Raw genomic sequence first — 14,994 nt, 5'->3', positions numbered from 1 at the left:
GAACACTTCGTTATACAGGCTGACGGAATCCAGGCTGCCGAAGCTGCTCACTAGTCAGATCCGCATGCTCTCCAGATTCTTTCCGTTCCACAGAGGCCTTGATCGCTTCAGGTTCCTCAGTACTTTGAGCTCCCGACAGTCTCCGTCTCTTGTCTCGATAAGGATGATCCAGCTCATATAGCGCCTGATAACGGGGCGAATGCCTCAGGAGCTCTTGATGAGAGCCCTGCAGCATGATCGAGCCTTCCTCCAGAAACACAACCTGATCCATAGCGGCCGCTGCTCCCAAGTGATGAGTAACCCAGATGACTGTACGTCCTTGCAGTGTATCGAGCAGCGTCTCGGTCAGAGCGCGTTCCGTTCTGGGATCAAGCCCCGTCGTCGGCTCATCCAGTAGCACCACAGGAGCCTGTCGCAGCAAAATACGAGCCAGCGCAATCCGCTGTCGTTCTCCACCGGAGAAGCGTTGACCTGCTTCCAGCATCGGCGTATCGAGGCCAAGCGGTAGCGTGTCCAGCAGAGGTCCAAGGCGTACCTGCTGAATGACTGCAGCCAACTCTTCATCCGTCGCATCCGGTCTACCCAGTCGAATGTTATTAGCGATCGTCGTGTCGAACAGATACGGCTTCTGCTGCAGTACGTCTACCCTTCCCATCTCGGGCCGTCCCACCTGAGCGGCAGGGCTTCCGAAGAGGCTCGCCTGCCCACCTTGCAGAGATATAGCCCCCAGAATAACCTTGAGCAAGGTAGATTTCCCTGCTCCACTTCGTCCCAGGATGGCGATCCGGCTACCCTCTTCAAGCTGAAGAGAGATATCCTTCAATATCGCATCCTCGTCCTCGTAGCCACAGGTGACATGCTCCAAGGATACAGCCAACGCTTGCGCTAGCGGCGGAGGCTCCATACTCACAGCCTGTTGTATCGCACCCTGCACCTCATTCTGTTCACTCGCCTGCTTAGAAGCAGACATGAGTTCATGTCCATGAATCGGTTGAAACAGGGCCGTGTCATCATTCACTAGAGTATCCTTGGTCTCGTGCAACGTTGTGGTCTTCGCTGAGTCGAGGTTATTCAGTCGTCTTAGCGACTCCTTGTATTCCGGAATCCGGTCCACCGCCTCTGGCAAAGGAATGAACGCTTCGCTTAGAGGCAGCACCATCAATACGAATGCTGCGATGAAGGTCACCGTCAGATGCCCATCAGCGGTACGTAGCCCGCTCCAGATGAGCAGCATAAGGATCAAGCCAGCAATACCCAACTGCAGCAGAAAGGTCCGCACGGATGCCCAGTCCGCCAGCTTACGCTCCAGCTCCATTGCCGCTCGCTCATCCGTCTCGCAGCATTCAATCAGTTCTTTCGAGCGTCCACTAATGACCCAATCCGTCAATCCCAGCATCCCATCCGTCAACGTGTTATACAATGATGAACGCTGTGCTTGATGAGCAATACGGGTATCCCGGGTCCTCTTCAATGACCACCAGGGGAGTCCCCCAGCGAGTAGTAAGGTGTATAGCCCCATGAATACAGCAAAATACAGGTCGAACCAGCCAAGGAACGCTACGGCTCCCCCATACATGAATAATGCAGTGATGCAAGGCAGAACTGTTCGTAGGTATACATCCTGTAAGTGCTCCACATCGTCAGCGAGCGAGCCTAGTAGCGTCCCCGCACGAAACCGCGAGCGGAGCTGTAGCGCCTGTGGCTCCAGCACACGGTACAGGCGAACTCGCATCCCTGCAAGCATACGCAGGATGGCATCATGGCTGCTGAGCCGTTCTGCATAGCGTAAGGCAGCGCGACCCAGACCGAAGGCTCTGACACCGACAATCGGTACGTAGACCATCAGAATATTTTCCGGGCGTAGGGCCGATTTGGAGATAAGGTAGCCAGAGGTGAATAGCAGTGCTACAGAACAAGCGGCCGTTAATATACCAAGCACGGCTGACAGGGACAATCGCCACTTCAGGCCTGCGACATGTGGATTCAACCATCCTCCATGCTGCTTCATAAGATCCCCTCCCACTGTGCGTCAAGCATGTGCCAATACGCTCCCTTAAGCTCCAGCAGTTGGGCTGGAGACCCGTCCTCTACAATCTGGCCCTGCTCGACGACGAGCACCCGTTCCATGTCATTCATCCAGTGCATCCGGTGGGTAGCCAGGATTACCAGCTTCGATTCGAACAGCTGTAGCATCATCTGCTTCAGCTCGTATTCCGTCTCAATGTCCAGGTGTGCAGTTGGTTCATCTAATAGCAACACTGGGCGATCAGCCAGCCAGGCCCGAGCCAGCGCAATCCGATGTTCCTGACCGCCACTGAGCTGCCTTCCACCACTGCCGAGCAGCGTATGCATACCATCAGGCAGTTTGGCTACAAACGTCCCAAGGCCGACTGCTTCAATGGCCTCCTTCACCCTATCATCCTCTGCACCCGGGGTGTAAAAGCGTACATTATCTGCCAATGACATGCTGAACAGATAAGGGTGCTGCGGAATATAGACTACCTGACGCTTCCACTCCTGAGCGGATAGAGCAGCTGCCTCGATTTGACCAGAGTTGGCATAGCGTAGCTCTGCTATAGCGCTCCCGTTGTCAGGGGTCATGAATCCCCCTAACAGCTCGATAAGCGTCGACTTGCCCGCTCCGCTCTCGCCTATAACCCCTATGGTCGTCGGTCCATTCAAACGAGTCGTAATTCCAGCCAGCGCAGGGGCAGCAGCATCTTGATGCTGAACACAGACATCCTGTAGCTCAATCGTTAAGTCCAAAAGCTTGGACCCGGTTGATTGCGGAGCTGTCCTCTGCTTTTTCTGAGCTTCTTGTGCTTCATGTTTATCTTGTTCTTGTTGTTCTTGTTGTTCTTGTTGTTCTTGTTGTTCTTGTTGTTCTTGTTGTTCTTGTTGTTCTTGTTGTTCCTCGTATTCCCTGTACCCCTTGTATCTCCTATGCTCCTTGCGCTCTTCTCGCTCCTCATCAGATTGTACACGATGTAGCTCTTCATCCTGAGGACCTGAAGCTAATACTGCCCCTCCCTGAGACCTGTCTGAGTCACGATCTGGATAAGTCTTGTTCCGTATACCATCTGGCTGTTCCACATCTGATGGATAGAAGGAGCTCTCTGACATCCGTTCTGACTGTAGCTGAATCGTCTCTGCTGGAGTCGTATCCAGGCTGTCTTCGGCGGATCGGTGAGAGTCTGGTGAATCACCCACCTCCTGCAAGCTATCCATGAGCTTGCGAATGGATTGGCCTGCTTCTTTACCATCCATCGTAGCATGGTAATCCGCCCCCATCATACGCACGGGCATGAAGTATTCCGGTGCCAGCATTAACACGATGAGAGCAGGCAGCAGCTCCATCTGACCGTTAACCAGTCTCAATCCGAGCCCCACGGCGATCATGGCGACCGCCAGCATGGTGAAGAATTCAAGTGCGAAGGAGGATAGAAATGCCAGCCTCAGCGTCTTCATCGTCGCTTGCCGATAGCGCTCACTGATGCTATCTACCGAGGCAGCGTGCTTCTTGGATCTTCCCAGTAGCTTGAGCGTCTCCAATCCTCTGACCGAATCGAGAAAATGGTTCGACAGCTTGCGATAGACGTTGTGCTGATCCCGAGTATGCTTCCCTGCCGTTAGCCCCACCAGAATCATGAACACAATCAATAATGGAAGCATAACGGCAAGGATCACCGCTGACATGCGATCCTGCATCCATACATAGACCAATATGAAAATGGGGGTGATCCCTACAGCTCCCATTCGGGGAAAGGTCTTCTCCACATAGGCACGATATTGCCCGATTCCCTCCCGAATCAGGGTAACCAGATGACCTGTTCCTTCCTTGGCAGACCGACGCGAACCCTGATGCAACAACCGTGTGAGCAGCTCACGCCGTAGACTCGAACCTGTGCGTTCTGCAAAATCGAATGAAATCCGTCGCACAGCCGCATCTGCTGCCTGTCTGGACAAGAAGGCACACAAGAACAGATCAATCCTTTCCAGCTGCTGGCGTAGTGACTCCCCGTCGAAGAGCCCCACGACTGCTTCAGACAGCCATTTGGCCTGCATGAGAATCGCCAGCGACTGGATGATGATCAATACGGCAATACATACAAAGGTGAGCCGCGCACCCTTCAAACGCAATACATCGTGTCCCATTAGTATTCCAAATGCCCTTTCTCATGTACCCGCTTGCGGAATACAATGTAGCTCCAGATTTGGTAGCCGAGCACGAAAGGCAGAAGGCTACATGCTACGATGGTCATGACCTTCAAGGAGTACGGCCCCGAGGAAGCATTATATACGGTCAGATCGTACATACTTCCCAGCGAGCTGACCATGACCCGTGGAAACAGCCCGATGAAGACAGAGGCAATAGCTAACGCAATCACTGTACCTGTCATCGCAAAAGCCCATCCATCCCGGCCCTGATTAATAAAGTAGCCTGCCAGCACATAAGCAGCTGCACCCAGCACGGCGACCACAGCGAGTACTCCTCCTCTGACAGCAAATATATCTGTGTAAAGGAAGGTTAGCACCGCGAAGATCAGAAGCAGTGCCGCTAGCGGAATTAGCAGCTTGCCTGCCAGCTTGCGTGCGCGCTCCTGCAGGTCATCCATCGTGCGTAGCGTCGTGAACAGCAAGCCATGCACAAGGCACAGTAACGTTACCGCTGCTCCGCCAGCTACGGTATACAGGTTCACAATGTCAAAGAATCCTGCTCGCATATGCATGTCGCCATCAATGGGCAACCCCTGCATGAACGTCGCGAATACAACACCCAACAGGAATGGAGGCAGGAAGCTACCCATGAAGATCACGATATCCCAGCTCTTGCGCCAGCGTGCACTATCCACCTTACCCCGGAATTCAAAGGCTACGCCGCGCCCAATCAGGGCCAGCAGCAGGAAGACGAGCGGAATATAGAAGCCGCTGAACATCGTCGCATACCAATTCGGGAATGCCGCGAACATGGCTCCACCCGCCGTGAGCAGCCATACCTCATTCCCATCCCAGAACGGACCAATCGCGTTAATCAGCACACGACGCTGCCCGTCCGTCTTCGCAATCAATGCAGTAGACATGCCGACCCCGAAATCGAAGCCCTCCAGAAAGAAGAAACCAATGAACAGCACGGCCACCAGAATGAACCACAGCTCATTTAAAGACAGCATAAGCGCCCCCCTCTACACCAAACGGATCATGTACCGGCTGTTCGGCTTCACTCTTCAAGTCCGGCCCTTTTTTGATATATTTCACGAACAGAAATACCGTAATCGCTGCCAGCGCAGCATACGCTCCTGTAAACGCAATGATGGAGAAGAGCAGCATGCCGCTGCTGACATTTGGCGATACGCCCATTTCCGTAGTCATATATCCGAAGACCGTCCAAGGCTGCCGCCCAATCTCCGTCATAATCCAGCCGGAAGTATTCGAGATGAATGGCAGACATATGCCGAATACCATCATCTTGAAGTACCATGGCTTCGCCTGCTCCAGCTTGCCACGAAGCGACAGATAGATGCCGTAGCCGCCCAGCAGCAGACTCAGACAGCCCGCCGCGATCATGATGCGGAAGCTCCAAAAGGTCGTGCGTACAGGGGGTATGTAATTGCCCTCGCCGTAAGTCTGCACATACTCGGCCTGCAGCTCGTGGATGCCTTTGACCTCACCCGAGAACTTGCTGTAGGACAGATAACTTAGCAGCCCCGGTACCTGCAGCTCCCAGTTGTTCTTTTGTTCATCCGGATCAATGAAAGCAATGACGTTCCAGCCCGCGGGGTCCCCACTCTTGCCCCACAGTGCTTCGCTTGCCGCCATCTTCATCGGCTGGGTCTTAACGAGATATTGAGCCTGGAAATGCCCTGAGAAGGCCACGCCGAAGAAGGAGATGACGAGCATGATGACTGCGATCCGAAAGGAATGACCGAATAGCTGAGCGTCCTGCTTCTTCATGATCTTCCATGCGCTAATGCCCGCTACAAGTGCACCACCTGTCATGAGCGCTCCGAAGATCGTATGCGGGAATTCTACCAATACCTGCCCATTCGTAATCAACGCGAGAAAATCGTTCATCTCGGCACGGCCATTATTAATCTGGAAGCCTACCGGATGCTGCATGAAGGAGTTCGCCACCAGAATCCAGAACGCCGAGAACAACGTTCCGATGAAGACCAGCCAGATGCACATCAGGTGCAGCTTCTTGGACAGACGCTCCCAGCCGAAGATCCAGAGGCCAAGGAAGGTAGATTCCAAAAAGAAGGCCAGCAGTGCCTCTATAGCCAGCGGTGCTCCAAATACGTCCCCTACGAAGCGCGAATATTCCGACCAGTTCATCCCGAACTGGAACTCCTGAAGGATTCCCGTCACGACCCCAACAGCAAAGTTAATCAGGAACAGCTTGCCCCAGAACTTGGACATGGCTTTGTACGCAGGCTTGCCCTTGATGACATACAACGTCTCCATAATCGCAATGAAGAGTGCCAGGCTAATGGATACAGGTACAAATAAAAAGTGAAAAATCGTGGTCGACGCATACTGGATACGCGACAGCATTAACGGGTCCATGACCTTGTCCTTCCTTTCGTCTTAACGTTTTTGCATTTTGCGAAAAAATTCACATCCATTTCCGCGAAATGCGTTCTGAAAGTATTGTGTCAGAAGCCTATTTTTTTATTTGTGATAATAATCACAAAATCGGCTACAGAAATTGAAAAAATGTGAGTAGGATCACAGAAGATACTGGAATGGCCTGAATGGCTAAGAGAGAGGGTGATCAGAGAGGGTAATCTTTAAACGGGTATTTTGGGGCACCTAATCAATGAAGCGTACTACGAACAGGAAGAGGATAGCTTGCGTTCAGCGCTTGCAGCAACGATAATTTATGATAACCAAATTCCTTCATACAATTATAACCACATGCCGGATAGGAGATGACATACATTGAGCACCCACTTAACCGAGCTGACACTCGAACAACTGAGCATAGAAGATACAACTGGGCTGTTGCAGCTAACCACCCACGTACAGTGGGATTATAGCGAGCAGGAGGTACACACCTTACTGAAGGTCGGTACCCTCTTCGGTCATCGCGACCCCAGCGGGCAGATTGTGTCCAGTGCGGCCATTCTTCCATATGGAGATCGACTGGCCTCGATCGGACTGGTCATTGTCAATGAACGATACAGAGGGGCCGGTCTTGGGGCCAGTCTGATGCAAGCCTGCATAGAGGCAATCCCTGAGCACGTCCCACTTATGCTAATCGCTACCACGCAAGGTGAACCATTGTATAAAAAGCTGGGCTTTCAGACGGTATCCAGCGTGTACAAACTGCTGCGAGACAGCACTGTCACTCCACTACCGGAGCGCGAAGCCCCAATGGAGTATAGCATCGTCCCGTTCTCTGAGGAACTGCTTCCTGCACTAACGCGGCTGGACGAGTCCTCCATCGGAGCAGATCGGAAGCAGTTGATGAAAGCGCGCATACAGCAGGCTGACAGGGTCATGGTCGCAACGAAGTCAGATGGAACGCTTGTCGGCTACGGTATGGCTGTACCGGTCAGTGACAAGCTCGTGCTAGGTCCTATCGTGGGTACAAATGCGGCAATGGCATTACAGCTCACCAAGGCACTTGCCAAGGACGCATCCAGCACTCTGAGAATAGATATTCCTGAGGGACAGGAGGAGCTGCGCGATCTTCTCCTTCAGCTAGGATTTAAGTCCTCTTCTCATCCGCCGGTAATGCTCAGGAATTCCGAGCAGCTACCACCGAGACAGGACACTTATTTCGCCATCGCTAGTCAGGCGCTTGGTTGAGTATACAGAAGCAAATATAAGCCCCTGATCATCTATATGACGATCAGGGGCTTCATGCAGGTCTCACTCAGCCAGAATGGCTAGTACCTTGACCGAATTTGATTTTAGGTTGAATGACCTGGGCAGCGTAGTCGTTAGTCGACAGCAGCTCTATACTCACTTAGAAGCACAGCTTCTTCAACTGGTTCACACCATCCCATCACAATCAAAATAAATCAGACCTTCACAGTTCTCCGCGTTCGACATAACGTCCTGCATCCGTCTTCGGCTCGTGGCCCCAGATCATGGACTGAAGCAGCATACCGCTAACGCCAAGCAGCCCTACGACACTGCCAATCGCCAAAAACGATAGACCCGGCCCTGCCATCTGAATAAGTACACCCCCAGCTAGTGGCGCACCAATCATCACGGCGCCTAGCACGGTGTTCTGGATTCCAAATATTCTGCCTACAAGGTGAGCTGGCGTCTCGGATTGGAGGATGTAATTTTGCGTCACCATATAGAGTCCGTTACCAAGCCCGATCAGGACACCAGCAACCAGCAGGAGCCAGATCGGACTACCAGGTGGCAGTACGCCCAACACAGCAATAGCACCGCCAATGCACAGGTAGCCTCCGCCAAGCCCCCAGCCTGCCCCAATATGATTCATCCGGTTCAATACCATGATTACAGCCACCGCTCCAATGCCGATCGCCGAGATCAGCCAGCCTACCAATGACTCATCCCCTGGATAGATGGTTCTCAGCAATGTAGCGAACTGATAATCAATCATCAGGATAGCCATAATGCCGAACAAGCCGAAGATCAGGGTATGCAGCAGTCGCTTAGTCCTCACAATATATGCCCAGCCTTCACGCCACTGCGCCAGAAAGCCCTCTTCATCCTGTTTAGTCGCTTCGTCTGCATCTATGGCAGCTTGAAGAGGGGCGCTCTGTCCTTGCTCCTGAATGCATGTCCCTTCCCCGAAGGGTTGTTCATACCCCTGTCCTCTGTCTTCATCTGACGTCGTCATGTCGGATGACGCAATCACCTGCTTGCTGGACAGTCCGCGCAGCGGCCACAGCAGTGCAGCCGAGCAAAGTCGGGTCACCGCATTCAGCGCAATGCACAGCTGAGGCGACAGCAACACTAGCAGCATCGCTCCGAGCAAGGGACCAGCCACCTTGGACCCCTGTCCAACTAGGCCATTCCACGAGGCAGCCTGCAGCAATTGGTCCGAAGGTACAATGACCCGGGTCAGCCCCTGCTGGGCGGGCAGTTGAAAGACAGACGCGCAGGCGCGAAGGGCGAGCAGGGGTAGCAGCCAGGCTACTCCTGGAGCGAACAGCACCGCGAGCGTCAGGCAAGCAGCAGCTAGATCGCTCAGCATCATAAGCCGCGCCTGTGGCAGCCGATCAGCCAGCGTCCCCGCCAGCGAGCTGAGCAACAAGCCCGGAAGTGCCATCACCACCGGAATGAGGGCAATCATCATGGGGTCCGCTCCCCAGCGGTAGACAACCAGCACCTGAATAGCGATAGCGTCGAACCATTCCCCTAGCGAAGCCAGGGCGTGAGCGGAGAATAGCAAGCGGAAGGAGCGATTACGCAGCAGTCCTGATGTGTCTTTTCGTCGAGCAAAAAATGGCATAGTCTCCACCTCTTCATTGATCTGTAGAGACAGTATAAGTGCGTTATGTCAGAGGTTTATCAGAGGGAATAGCTTCATACCCTAGCCCATGCGTAAATGTGTCCTCAACCACTGCTCCAGCCGAGGACGCTGCTCAGTGATGTTATATTTTGCGTCCAGCATCTGATAATGCTCTGCACATACCTTCTCCAAGCGCTCATGAGGAGCATAGCGCCGCAAGAAGGATTGGATTCTGCACACCGCCTTGATCTGTAGCAGGCTCTGCCGAGCCATCTCGAAGATACCCATCCCCTCCTGCAATAGCGCCTCGGCCTCCGCTTCCCGGCCTTCCAACAGACGCCACAGTCCCTGGTTCACACGATACCCAGCCAATTCACGCAGGTAGGGGGCATCCTGCAGCTGTTGCTCCAGTCGCTCGGCTACAGCAGCTACCCGGACCAGATCGCCTTGAGCGAGATACAGGCTCATCTCGACGAGAGCAACAGGCATTCGGAAGCCATCCAATTGCTCCGTCTGAACAACCTCATAGGATTCCTTGAGCCGTTCAAGCACCCCTTCAAGTCTTCCATATTCAATATAGAAATCAAGAATATTCAATATTCGTAGCTCACGGTGCTGCTCGGGAAACAGCCTGCGATCAGCAAGTGCTCGCTCTCCCATCGCCAGCCCTTCAGCAGTAGCTGGAGCTGTCGCGGCATAGATGAGCAGCATCCAGTACATCCGCTCCTCTGGAGGTAGCTGGGTCTGCTCCAGGAACCATAGCGCATCCGCGTCCAGGAAATGAATATACATCAGGTAGTAGGGGTCGATCTCCACACCAAGCACTTGCTGCTGAGCGGCAAGCATCGACAATGAATGCCCCTGCCCGAACAAATGATACTTGCGCAGCATTTGTTGGACAGCGTCCTGCATCTCTTGGTCCTTCCATGATGGAACAGATATCTGCTCTGGCTGGTCAACCGCGAGGCTGTACCCATAGCCCCGGATCGTATAGATCTGTATGCTGCCGATCCGCTTCAGCTTGCGTCGTAGACGATACACATGATCATCCACCGTTCGTTCCACAGGACTCTCCAGCCCCCATACCAGATCAAGCAGCTGTTCTCGTGACAGCGCCTGCCCGCGGTGCCGATACAGACATTGCAGTAATGCATATTCCTTGGCCAGTAGCTCCACGGTACTCCCCCCGTCACTGACTCGCCGTTGTGTATGATCGAAGCTGAGTACTGCCATCACTTCAAGCCTCCAGTTCTATCCATTGCTGTTCCAATCGAGCGGCAAATGACTTGCAGCTGTGTATCAACGAATATATCGGTTCTTGCCAGCTCCTATCCCCACCATGAGTAAGCAGAGACTGAGGACTATCAACAGAATTAGCGGCACCGACCAGTTCTCGGTCATATCGTGCAAATATCCGAACAGAACAGGACCGGCAGCTGCGAGCATGTAGCCTACAGACTGAGCCATGCCCGAGATCTCTGCTGCCTCTTGGGCTGTGCGCGTGCGTAGCGTGAAGAACATCAGGACAAGCCCGAATGCCGAGCCGCCTGCAATCCCTATGCTAATGACCGAGAACAAAATCCATTCGTCTCCCCCAAGCCATAGACCACTAAGTCCACTTATGTACAAGAGACTCATTATACATACGAGCGGTAACTGATTTTTCATCCTTCCAGCCCATATCGGCACCAGGAATGTCAATGGCAGCTGGGAGAGCTGCATTAATGACATCATCCACCCTGCGGCAGAAGAGGAAATCCCTCTCACGGCCATCATTTCCGGGAACCAGGCAACAAAGACATAATACAAAATCGACTGCAGCCCCATAAAAATCGTAATCTGCCAGGCTAAAGGACTCGTCCACATGCCTGCACTGCGAGTAGTGGAGATCTGTACTACAGGGGACTTGGTACTCTGCAGCTGTGGAACCCATAGCAAGAGAGCTGCCCCCGCTGTACAGAGCCAGATAGCCAGTGAGCCACTCCAGCCCTGAGCAAGCAGCATCGCGAGCGGGACACTGATTCCCGAAGCAATGGAAGCCGAGATGTTCATGGACACACTGTATACTCCGGTCATCAGACCAGTGTTCCCGGGAAAGCGCTTCTTGATTAAGCTTGGCAGCAGCACGTTACATATTGCGATTGCCGCACCTATAAGAATTGTGCCTGTGAACAACGGAATCACGCCGCCCAACCATCGGACTCCAATTCCGATGGTCAGCAGCAGCAAGGCCGCACCAAGCACATTGGATAAGCCATAACGCTTTGCGAATCGGGGTGCAACCGGAGATAACACCGCGAAGGCGAGCAGCGGCAAAGTTGTCAGCATGCCACTCATGGCACTGGACAAGCCAAGCGACTCCCTAATCAGCCCGATGAGTGGCCCCACCGAGATGAATGGAGCTCGCAAATTCATAGCAATAAGAATAATTCCGACTATCAGAAGCCCGGCTCCGGCTTGCTGCCGGGAGGTCCGGGCTGTTCGTTCTTCTACTCCAGCTTTCATCTGTCTATCATCCTTTGAATTCTTTTGTACTTATTTGAATAGAGCAAGCTTCTATCCCAGTATAGCATGGGCAAGCAAGAGGAGCCGTGTACTTCCGAAGACAGTTTCATCGTAACCATGCATGTATCCTTATTGGAAAGGCTGCAGACATCTCTGACGTCATAAAGTTTTTGTAGCAATTGCTTAGCTAGATGTAGACTTACAATGTTTGCCCACTGTCAACCGTGATCATTTGACCCGTCATGGCCTCCTGCTCCAAAGCTGCGCAGATCATAGCAGCGATATCCTCAGGCTCGGAAATACGCTGCAAAAGCAGGCGGGGAGCAAGGCGGCGCATCTGCTCTTCCTTCCCCGCCCACCATCTCGTAGCCACGGCTCCCGGCACGATACAGTTCACGCGAATATCAGGCGCCAGCGCCTTAGCCAACGATTTTGTCAGCCCATGAACCGCCGCCTTGGATACAGCATAGGGAAGCGAGGAGCCTAGCCCGGTCTGCCCGGCAATGCTGCCTAGATTGATGATTGCCCCCTGCTTACTGCGTTTCATATGAGTGGCAACTGCACGCGCACAGAAAAACATCCCTTTTACATTCACGGCAAATAGACTGTCCCACACCTCCTCTGTAGCTGACTCCAAATCCTCCATCGGGATATGACTGGTAATGCTAGCGTTATTAACGAGCAAATCAATGGAGCCGAATTGCTGAACGACATTCTCGACCATTGCTCTGACTTCCTCATCTTTGGTAACGTCAGCCTGTATGGCCATCGCCTTACCTCCAGCATGAAGAATGCTCCGTACCGTCTCCATGGCCTCAACTTCGGAGCGCGAATAATTGACGACCACGGCTGACCCGCGGCTGGCTAATTCAAGACTGGTCGCCCGTCCAATCCCGGTCCCGCCGCCCGTAACCAGAGCCACCTTGTTTTGCAAATCCATTCAAAATCCCCTCCCCTAATGTCGGTGAGCTTTATTGTACAGACAACAAAGTTATTTGTATAATTGAATTAATCGAACATAAAATTCATTTTTTGTGAATCATATAAAGACATACACAACGGGGAGGACACTGGTGGATTTCAAACAATTAATAACCTTTCACAGGATTGTACAGGCTGGAAGCTTCAACCGCGCTGCCCAAGAAATGAATTATGTCCAATCCACGGTTACCATGCAGATACAGAAGCTCGAAGCGGAATTGGGCATTCAGCTTATAGAACGTGGGAAAGGAATTCGTCTGACAGAGGCAGGTAGGCTATTCTACAGTCAGAGTCGAGACATTGTAAAGAATATGGAACAGCTCCAATCAAACCTCTCCGATCTAAAGAATGGAGAATCTGGACACATCCGCCTTGGCGTCACGGAGCCCACAGCCAGCTACCGTTTACCAGGTATTCTGAAGGATTTCATGGTCAGCTTTCCCAAAGTGAAAATTTCTGTCGAGGTCTCGAGTACCCCTCACCTCAGCGAGCAGGTACTTCGAGGTGAACTCGATTTTGCCCTTTGTACAGCACCTAGCTTGGGATCGGAGTTGTACTTTGAGCCACTCTTCAACGAAGAATTCGTGGTGCTTGTTCCAGAAGATCATCCGCTGGTCCACAAAACGATAATAGACCTGAAAGATTTGCAAGGGCATCGTTTGCTCATTACTGCAGCAACCTGTCCATACCGCAGAAAGCTGGAAATGGCGTTGCACGAGGAGAATATTACGCTTGACACTATGGAGATCGGGAGCATGACGGCATTGAAATTTTACGTCGAGAGCGGACTGGGAATCGCACTGGTTCCGGGAATCACAGTAGCTTCCGTCAGTAAAGGTACAATCGCCAGGGCCATTAGCGGACATCTTGTCGAGATGGCATTCGGAATTCTATGCACAGAATCGGCTTATCCCTTCCAGCTGGCGAGCCAAAAGCTCTATCAGCACTTAAAACATGCGCTCACAGCAACTTCCAGCAATTAAGCAATGTTCATGTCCTAGCGACGTGTCTTCTCACCTAGCCCAATCTCTATCGAAGAGGGCCATACAAAAAGGCAAGGTCTGCAGCTATTGCAGCTACAGACCTCGCTCTTTTTGCATCCAAACCTTGCCTTATATGTTACGATCGCGGACTGGCCTTCGGTAAGAAACTACCCAAGGAACACCCCTCTTCACGGACCCCATCCATGAAAGCTAGACTGCACATAGAAAGCTAACGTACACTCACTCTAAAGCTTCAATAGATACTACTATAATGTCTACTTTTAATACTAAAATATAAGCCGTGATTAACGAACGAGCCAGCCGCCATCAATGGCCAGAATGTGACCGTTCATGTAGTCAGAACCACGACTTGCCAGGAATACTACGACGCCCATGAGGTCGGATGGAGCTCCCCAGCGACCCGCAGGAATACGGGACAGGATCTCTTGGTTACGCGCTTCGTCTGCACGGATCGGAGCCGTGTTGGCTGTCTCGATATAACCTGGAGCAATCGCGTTGATCTGTACATTGTGTACAGCCAGCTCATTAGCGAAGGCTTTGGTAATACCCGCAACCGCATGTTTACTTGCTGTGTAAGGAGGAACGAATTTACCACCTTGGAAGGCCAGCATGGAAGCGATGTTGATGATCTTCCCGCTCTTCTGCTCAACCATGACTCTAGCTACCGCTTGGCTCAGGAAGTATACGGAGTTCAGGTTGATCTCCATAACTGCATCCCAATCCTCTGGCTTGTACTCAAGCAACGGAGCACGACGAATTGTACCCGCATTGTTCACCAACACATCAATGCGACCGTAGGCATCCAGACATGCCTGTACTACACCGTCCAGAGCGGACTTGTCTGTCAGGTCAGCTTGATGGAATGCTACCTTGGAGCCTGCTTTCTCGATTAATTCGCGCGTCTCATCCCAGTTCTGATCATACGTAACGATGAAGAGCTCAGCGCCTGCTTTTGCCAATGCTACAGCATATCCTTGACCAAGGCCGCTGTTACCGCCAGTCACGATTGCCACTTTGCCTTTCAGACTAAAAAAGTCTAACGAAAATTGTTCCAGACTCATTGTG

General features: G+C 52.5%; 11 protein-coding genes. 2 read left to right on the top strand and 9 right to left on the bottom strand.

Translation table 11 applies throughout. The features are described from left to right. Positions 1-10 precede the first annotated feature (10 nt). From cydC to D328_RS0105665, 4 genes are read right to left on the bottom strand one after another with little or no spacing between them, the layout of a single operon-like run. Entirely contained in the window at positions 11-2,008 is a 1,998-nt protein-coding gene (gene cydC, locus D328_RS28405) for a thiol reductant ABC exporter subunit CydC (protein ID WP_018884001.1), read from the bottom strand. Next, positions 2,005-4,155 carry an ABC transporter ATP-binding protein/permease gene (locus D328_RS30165; RefSeq protein WP_018884000.1) on the bottom strand — a complete coding sequence of 717 codons (2,151 nt, stop codon included), beginning with the start codon at positions 4,153-4,155 and terminating at the stop codon, positions 2,005-2,007. Before D328_RS30165 ends, cydC begins: the two co-directional genes overlap by 4 nt. After that, on the bottom strand, positions 4,155-5,171 hold the full coding sequence (gene cydB / locus D328_RS0105670) for a cytochrome d ubiquinol oxidase subunit II (RefSeq protein ID WP_018883999.1): 1,017 nt from the start codon (positions 5,169-5,171) through the stop codon (positions 4,155-4,157). The genes D328_RS30165 and cydB overlap by 1 nt, the downstream gene beginning before the upstream one ends. Continuing rightward, positions 5,155-6,564, bottom strand: a complete 1,410-nt coding sequence (locus tag D328_RS0105665) for a cytochrome ubiquinol oxidase subunit I (protein WP_018883998.1) — start codon at positions 6,562-6,564, stop codon at positions 5,155-5,157. The genes cydB and D328_RS0105665 overlap by 17 nt, the downstream gene beginning before the upstream one ends. Positions 6,565-6,939: 375 nt before the next feature. Between D328_RS0105665 and D328_RS0105655 the strand changes: the two genes are divergently transcribed. Beyond that, entirely contained in the window at positions 6,940-7,812 is an 873-nt protein-coding gene (locus D328_RS0105655) for a GNAT family N-acetyltransferase (protein WP_018883996.1), read from the top strand. Positions 7,813-8,035: 223 nt separating this feature from the next. On the opposite strand, the gene D328_RS0105650 is transcribed toward D328_RS0105655, so the two are convergent. The 4 genes from D328_RS0105650 to D328_RS0105635 all read right to left on the bottom strand — a co-directional run bounded on the left by D328_RS0105650 (position 8,036) and on the right by D328_RS0105635 (position 12,884). After that, the gene (locus D328_RS0105650) at positions 8,036-9,439 is read right to left on the bottom strand and encodes an MFS transporter (RefSeq protein WP_018883995.1); all 1,404 of its coding nucleotides are present in this window, start codon (positions 9,437-9,439) and stop codon (positions 8,036-8,038) included. 81 nt (positions 9,440-9,520) lie between these two features. After that, entirely contained in the window at positions 9,521-10,672 is a 1,152-nt protein-coding gene (locus D328_RS0105645; protein ID WP_018883994.1) for a winged helix-turn-helix domain-containing protein, read from the bottom strand. Positions 10,673-10,738: 66 nt separating this feature from the next. Beyond that, positions 10,739-11,944 carry a CynX/NimT family MFS transporter gene (locus D328_RS0105640; protein WP_018883993.1) on the bottom strand — a complete coding sequence of 402 codons (1,206 nt, stop codon included), beginning with the start codon at positions 11,942-11,944 and terminating at the stop codon, positions 10,739-10,741. Positions 11,945-12,143: 199 nt separating this feature from the next. Beyond that, a complete protein-coding gene (locus D328_RS0105635; protein WP_018883992.1) occupies positions 12,144-12,884 on the bottom strand; it encodes an SDR family NAD(P)-dependent oxidoreductase in 741 nt (246 codons plus the stop codon). A 133-nt stretch (positions 12,885-13,017) separates the two neighbouring features. Here D328_RS0105635 and D328_RS0105630 point away from each other — a divergent pair, with 133 nt between their 5' ends. Continuing rightward, entirely contained in the window at positions 13,018-13,908 is an 891-nt protein-coding gene (locus D328_RS0105630) for a LysR family transcriptional regulator (RefSeq protein ID WP_018883991.1), read from the top strand. 305 nt (positions 13,909-14,213) lie between these two features. Here the strand turns inward: D328_RS0105630 and kduD are convergent, their stop codons facing one another. Continuing rightward, entirely contained in the window at positions 14,214-14,990 is a 777-nt protein-coding gene (gene kduD, locus D328_RS0105625; protein ID WP_018883990.1) for a 2-dehydro-3-deoxy-D-gluconate 5-dehydrogenase KduD, read from the bottom strand. Positions 14,991-14,994 lie beyond the last annotated feature (4 nt).

This window comes from Paenibacillus massiliensis 2301065 = DSM 16942 (assembly GCF_000377505.1).
Taxonomy (GTDB): Bacteria; Bacillota; Bacilli; order Paenibacillales; family Paenibacillaceae; genus Paenibacillus; species Paenibacillus massiliensis.
The sequence above is the reverse complement of the archived record's forward strand: the minus strand, read 5'-3'. Positions and strand labels throughout refer to the sequence as shown.

Coding starts and splice junctions, on each gene's coding strand:
- D328_RS30165 (WP_018884000.1), bottom strand. CDS start 4,155: ATGGGACACGATGTATTGCGTTTGAAGGGTGCGCGGCTCACCTTTGTA.
- D328_RS0105665 (WP_018883998.1), bottom strand. CDS start 6,564: ATGGACCCGTTAATGCTGTCGCGTATCCAGTATGCGTCGACCACGATT.
- D328_RS0105650 (WP_018883995.1), bottom strand. CDS start 9,439: ATGCCATTTTTTGCTCGACGAAAAGACACATCAGGACTGCTGCGTAAT.
- cydB (WP_018883999.1), bottom strand. CDS start 5,171: ATGCTGTCTTTAAATGAGCTGTGGTTCATTCTGGTGGCCGTGCTGTTC.
- D328_RS0105645 (WP_018883994.1), bottom strand. CDS start 10,672: ATGGCAGTACTCAGCTTCGATCATACACAACGGCGAGTCAGTGACGGG.
- kduD (WP_018883990.1), bottom strand. CDS start 14,990: ATGAGTCTGGAACAATTTTCGTTAGACTTTTTTAGTCTGAAAGGCAAA.
- D328_RS0105640 (WP_018883993.1), bottom strand. CDS start 11,944: ATGAAAGCTGGAGTAGAAGAACGAACAGCCCGGACCTCCCGGCAGCAA.
- cydC (WP_018884001.1), bottom strand. CDS start 2,008: ATGAAGCAGCATGGAGGATGGTTGAATCCACATGTCGCAGGCCTGAAG.
- D328_RS0105635 (WP_018883992.1), bottom strand. CDS start 12,884: ATGGATTTGCAAAACAAGGTGGCTCTGGTTACGGGCGGCGGGACCGGG.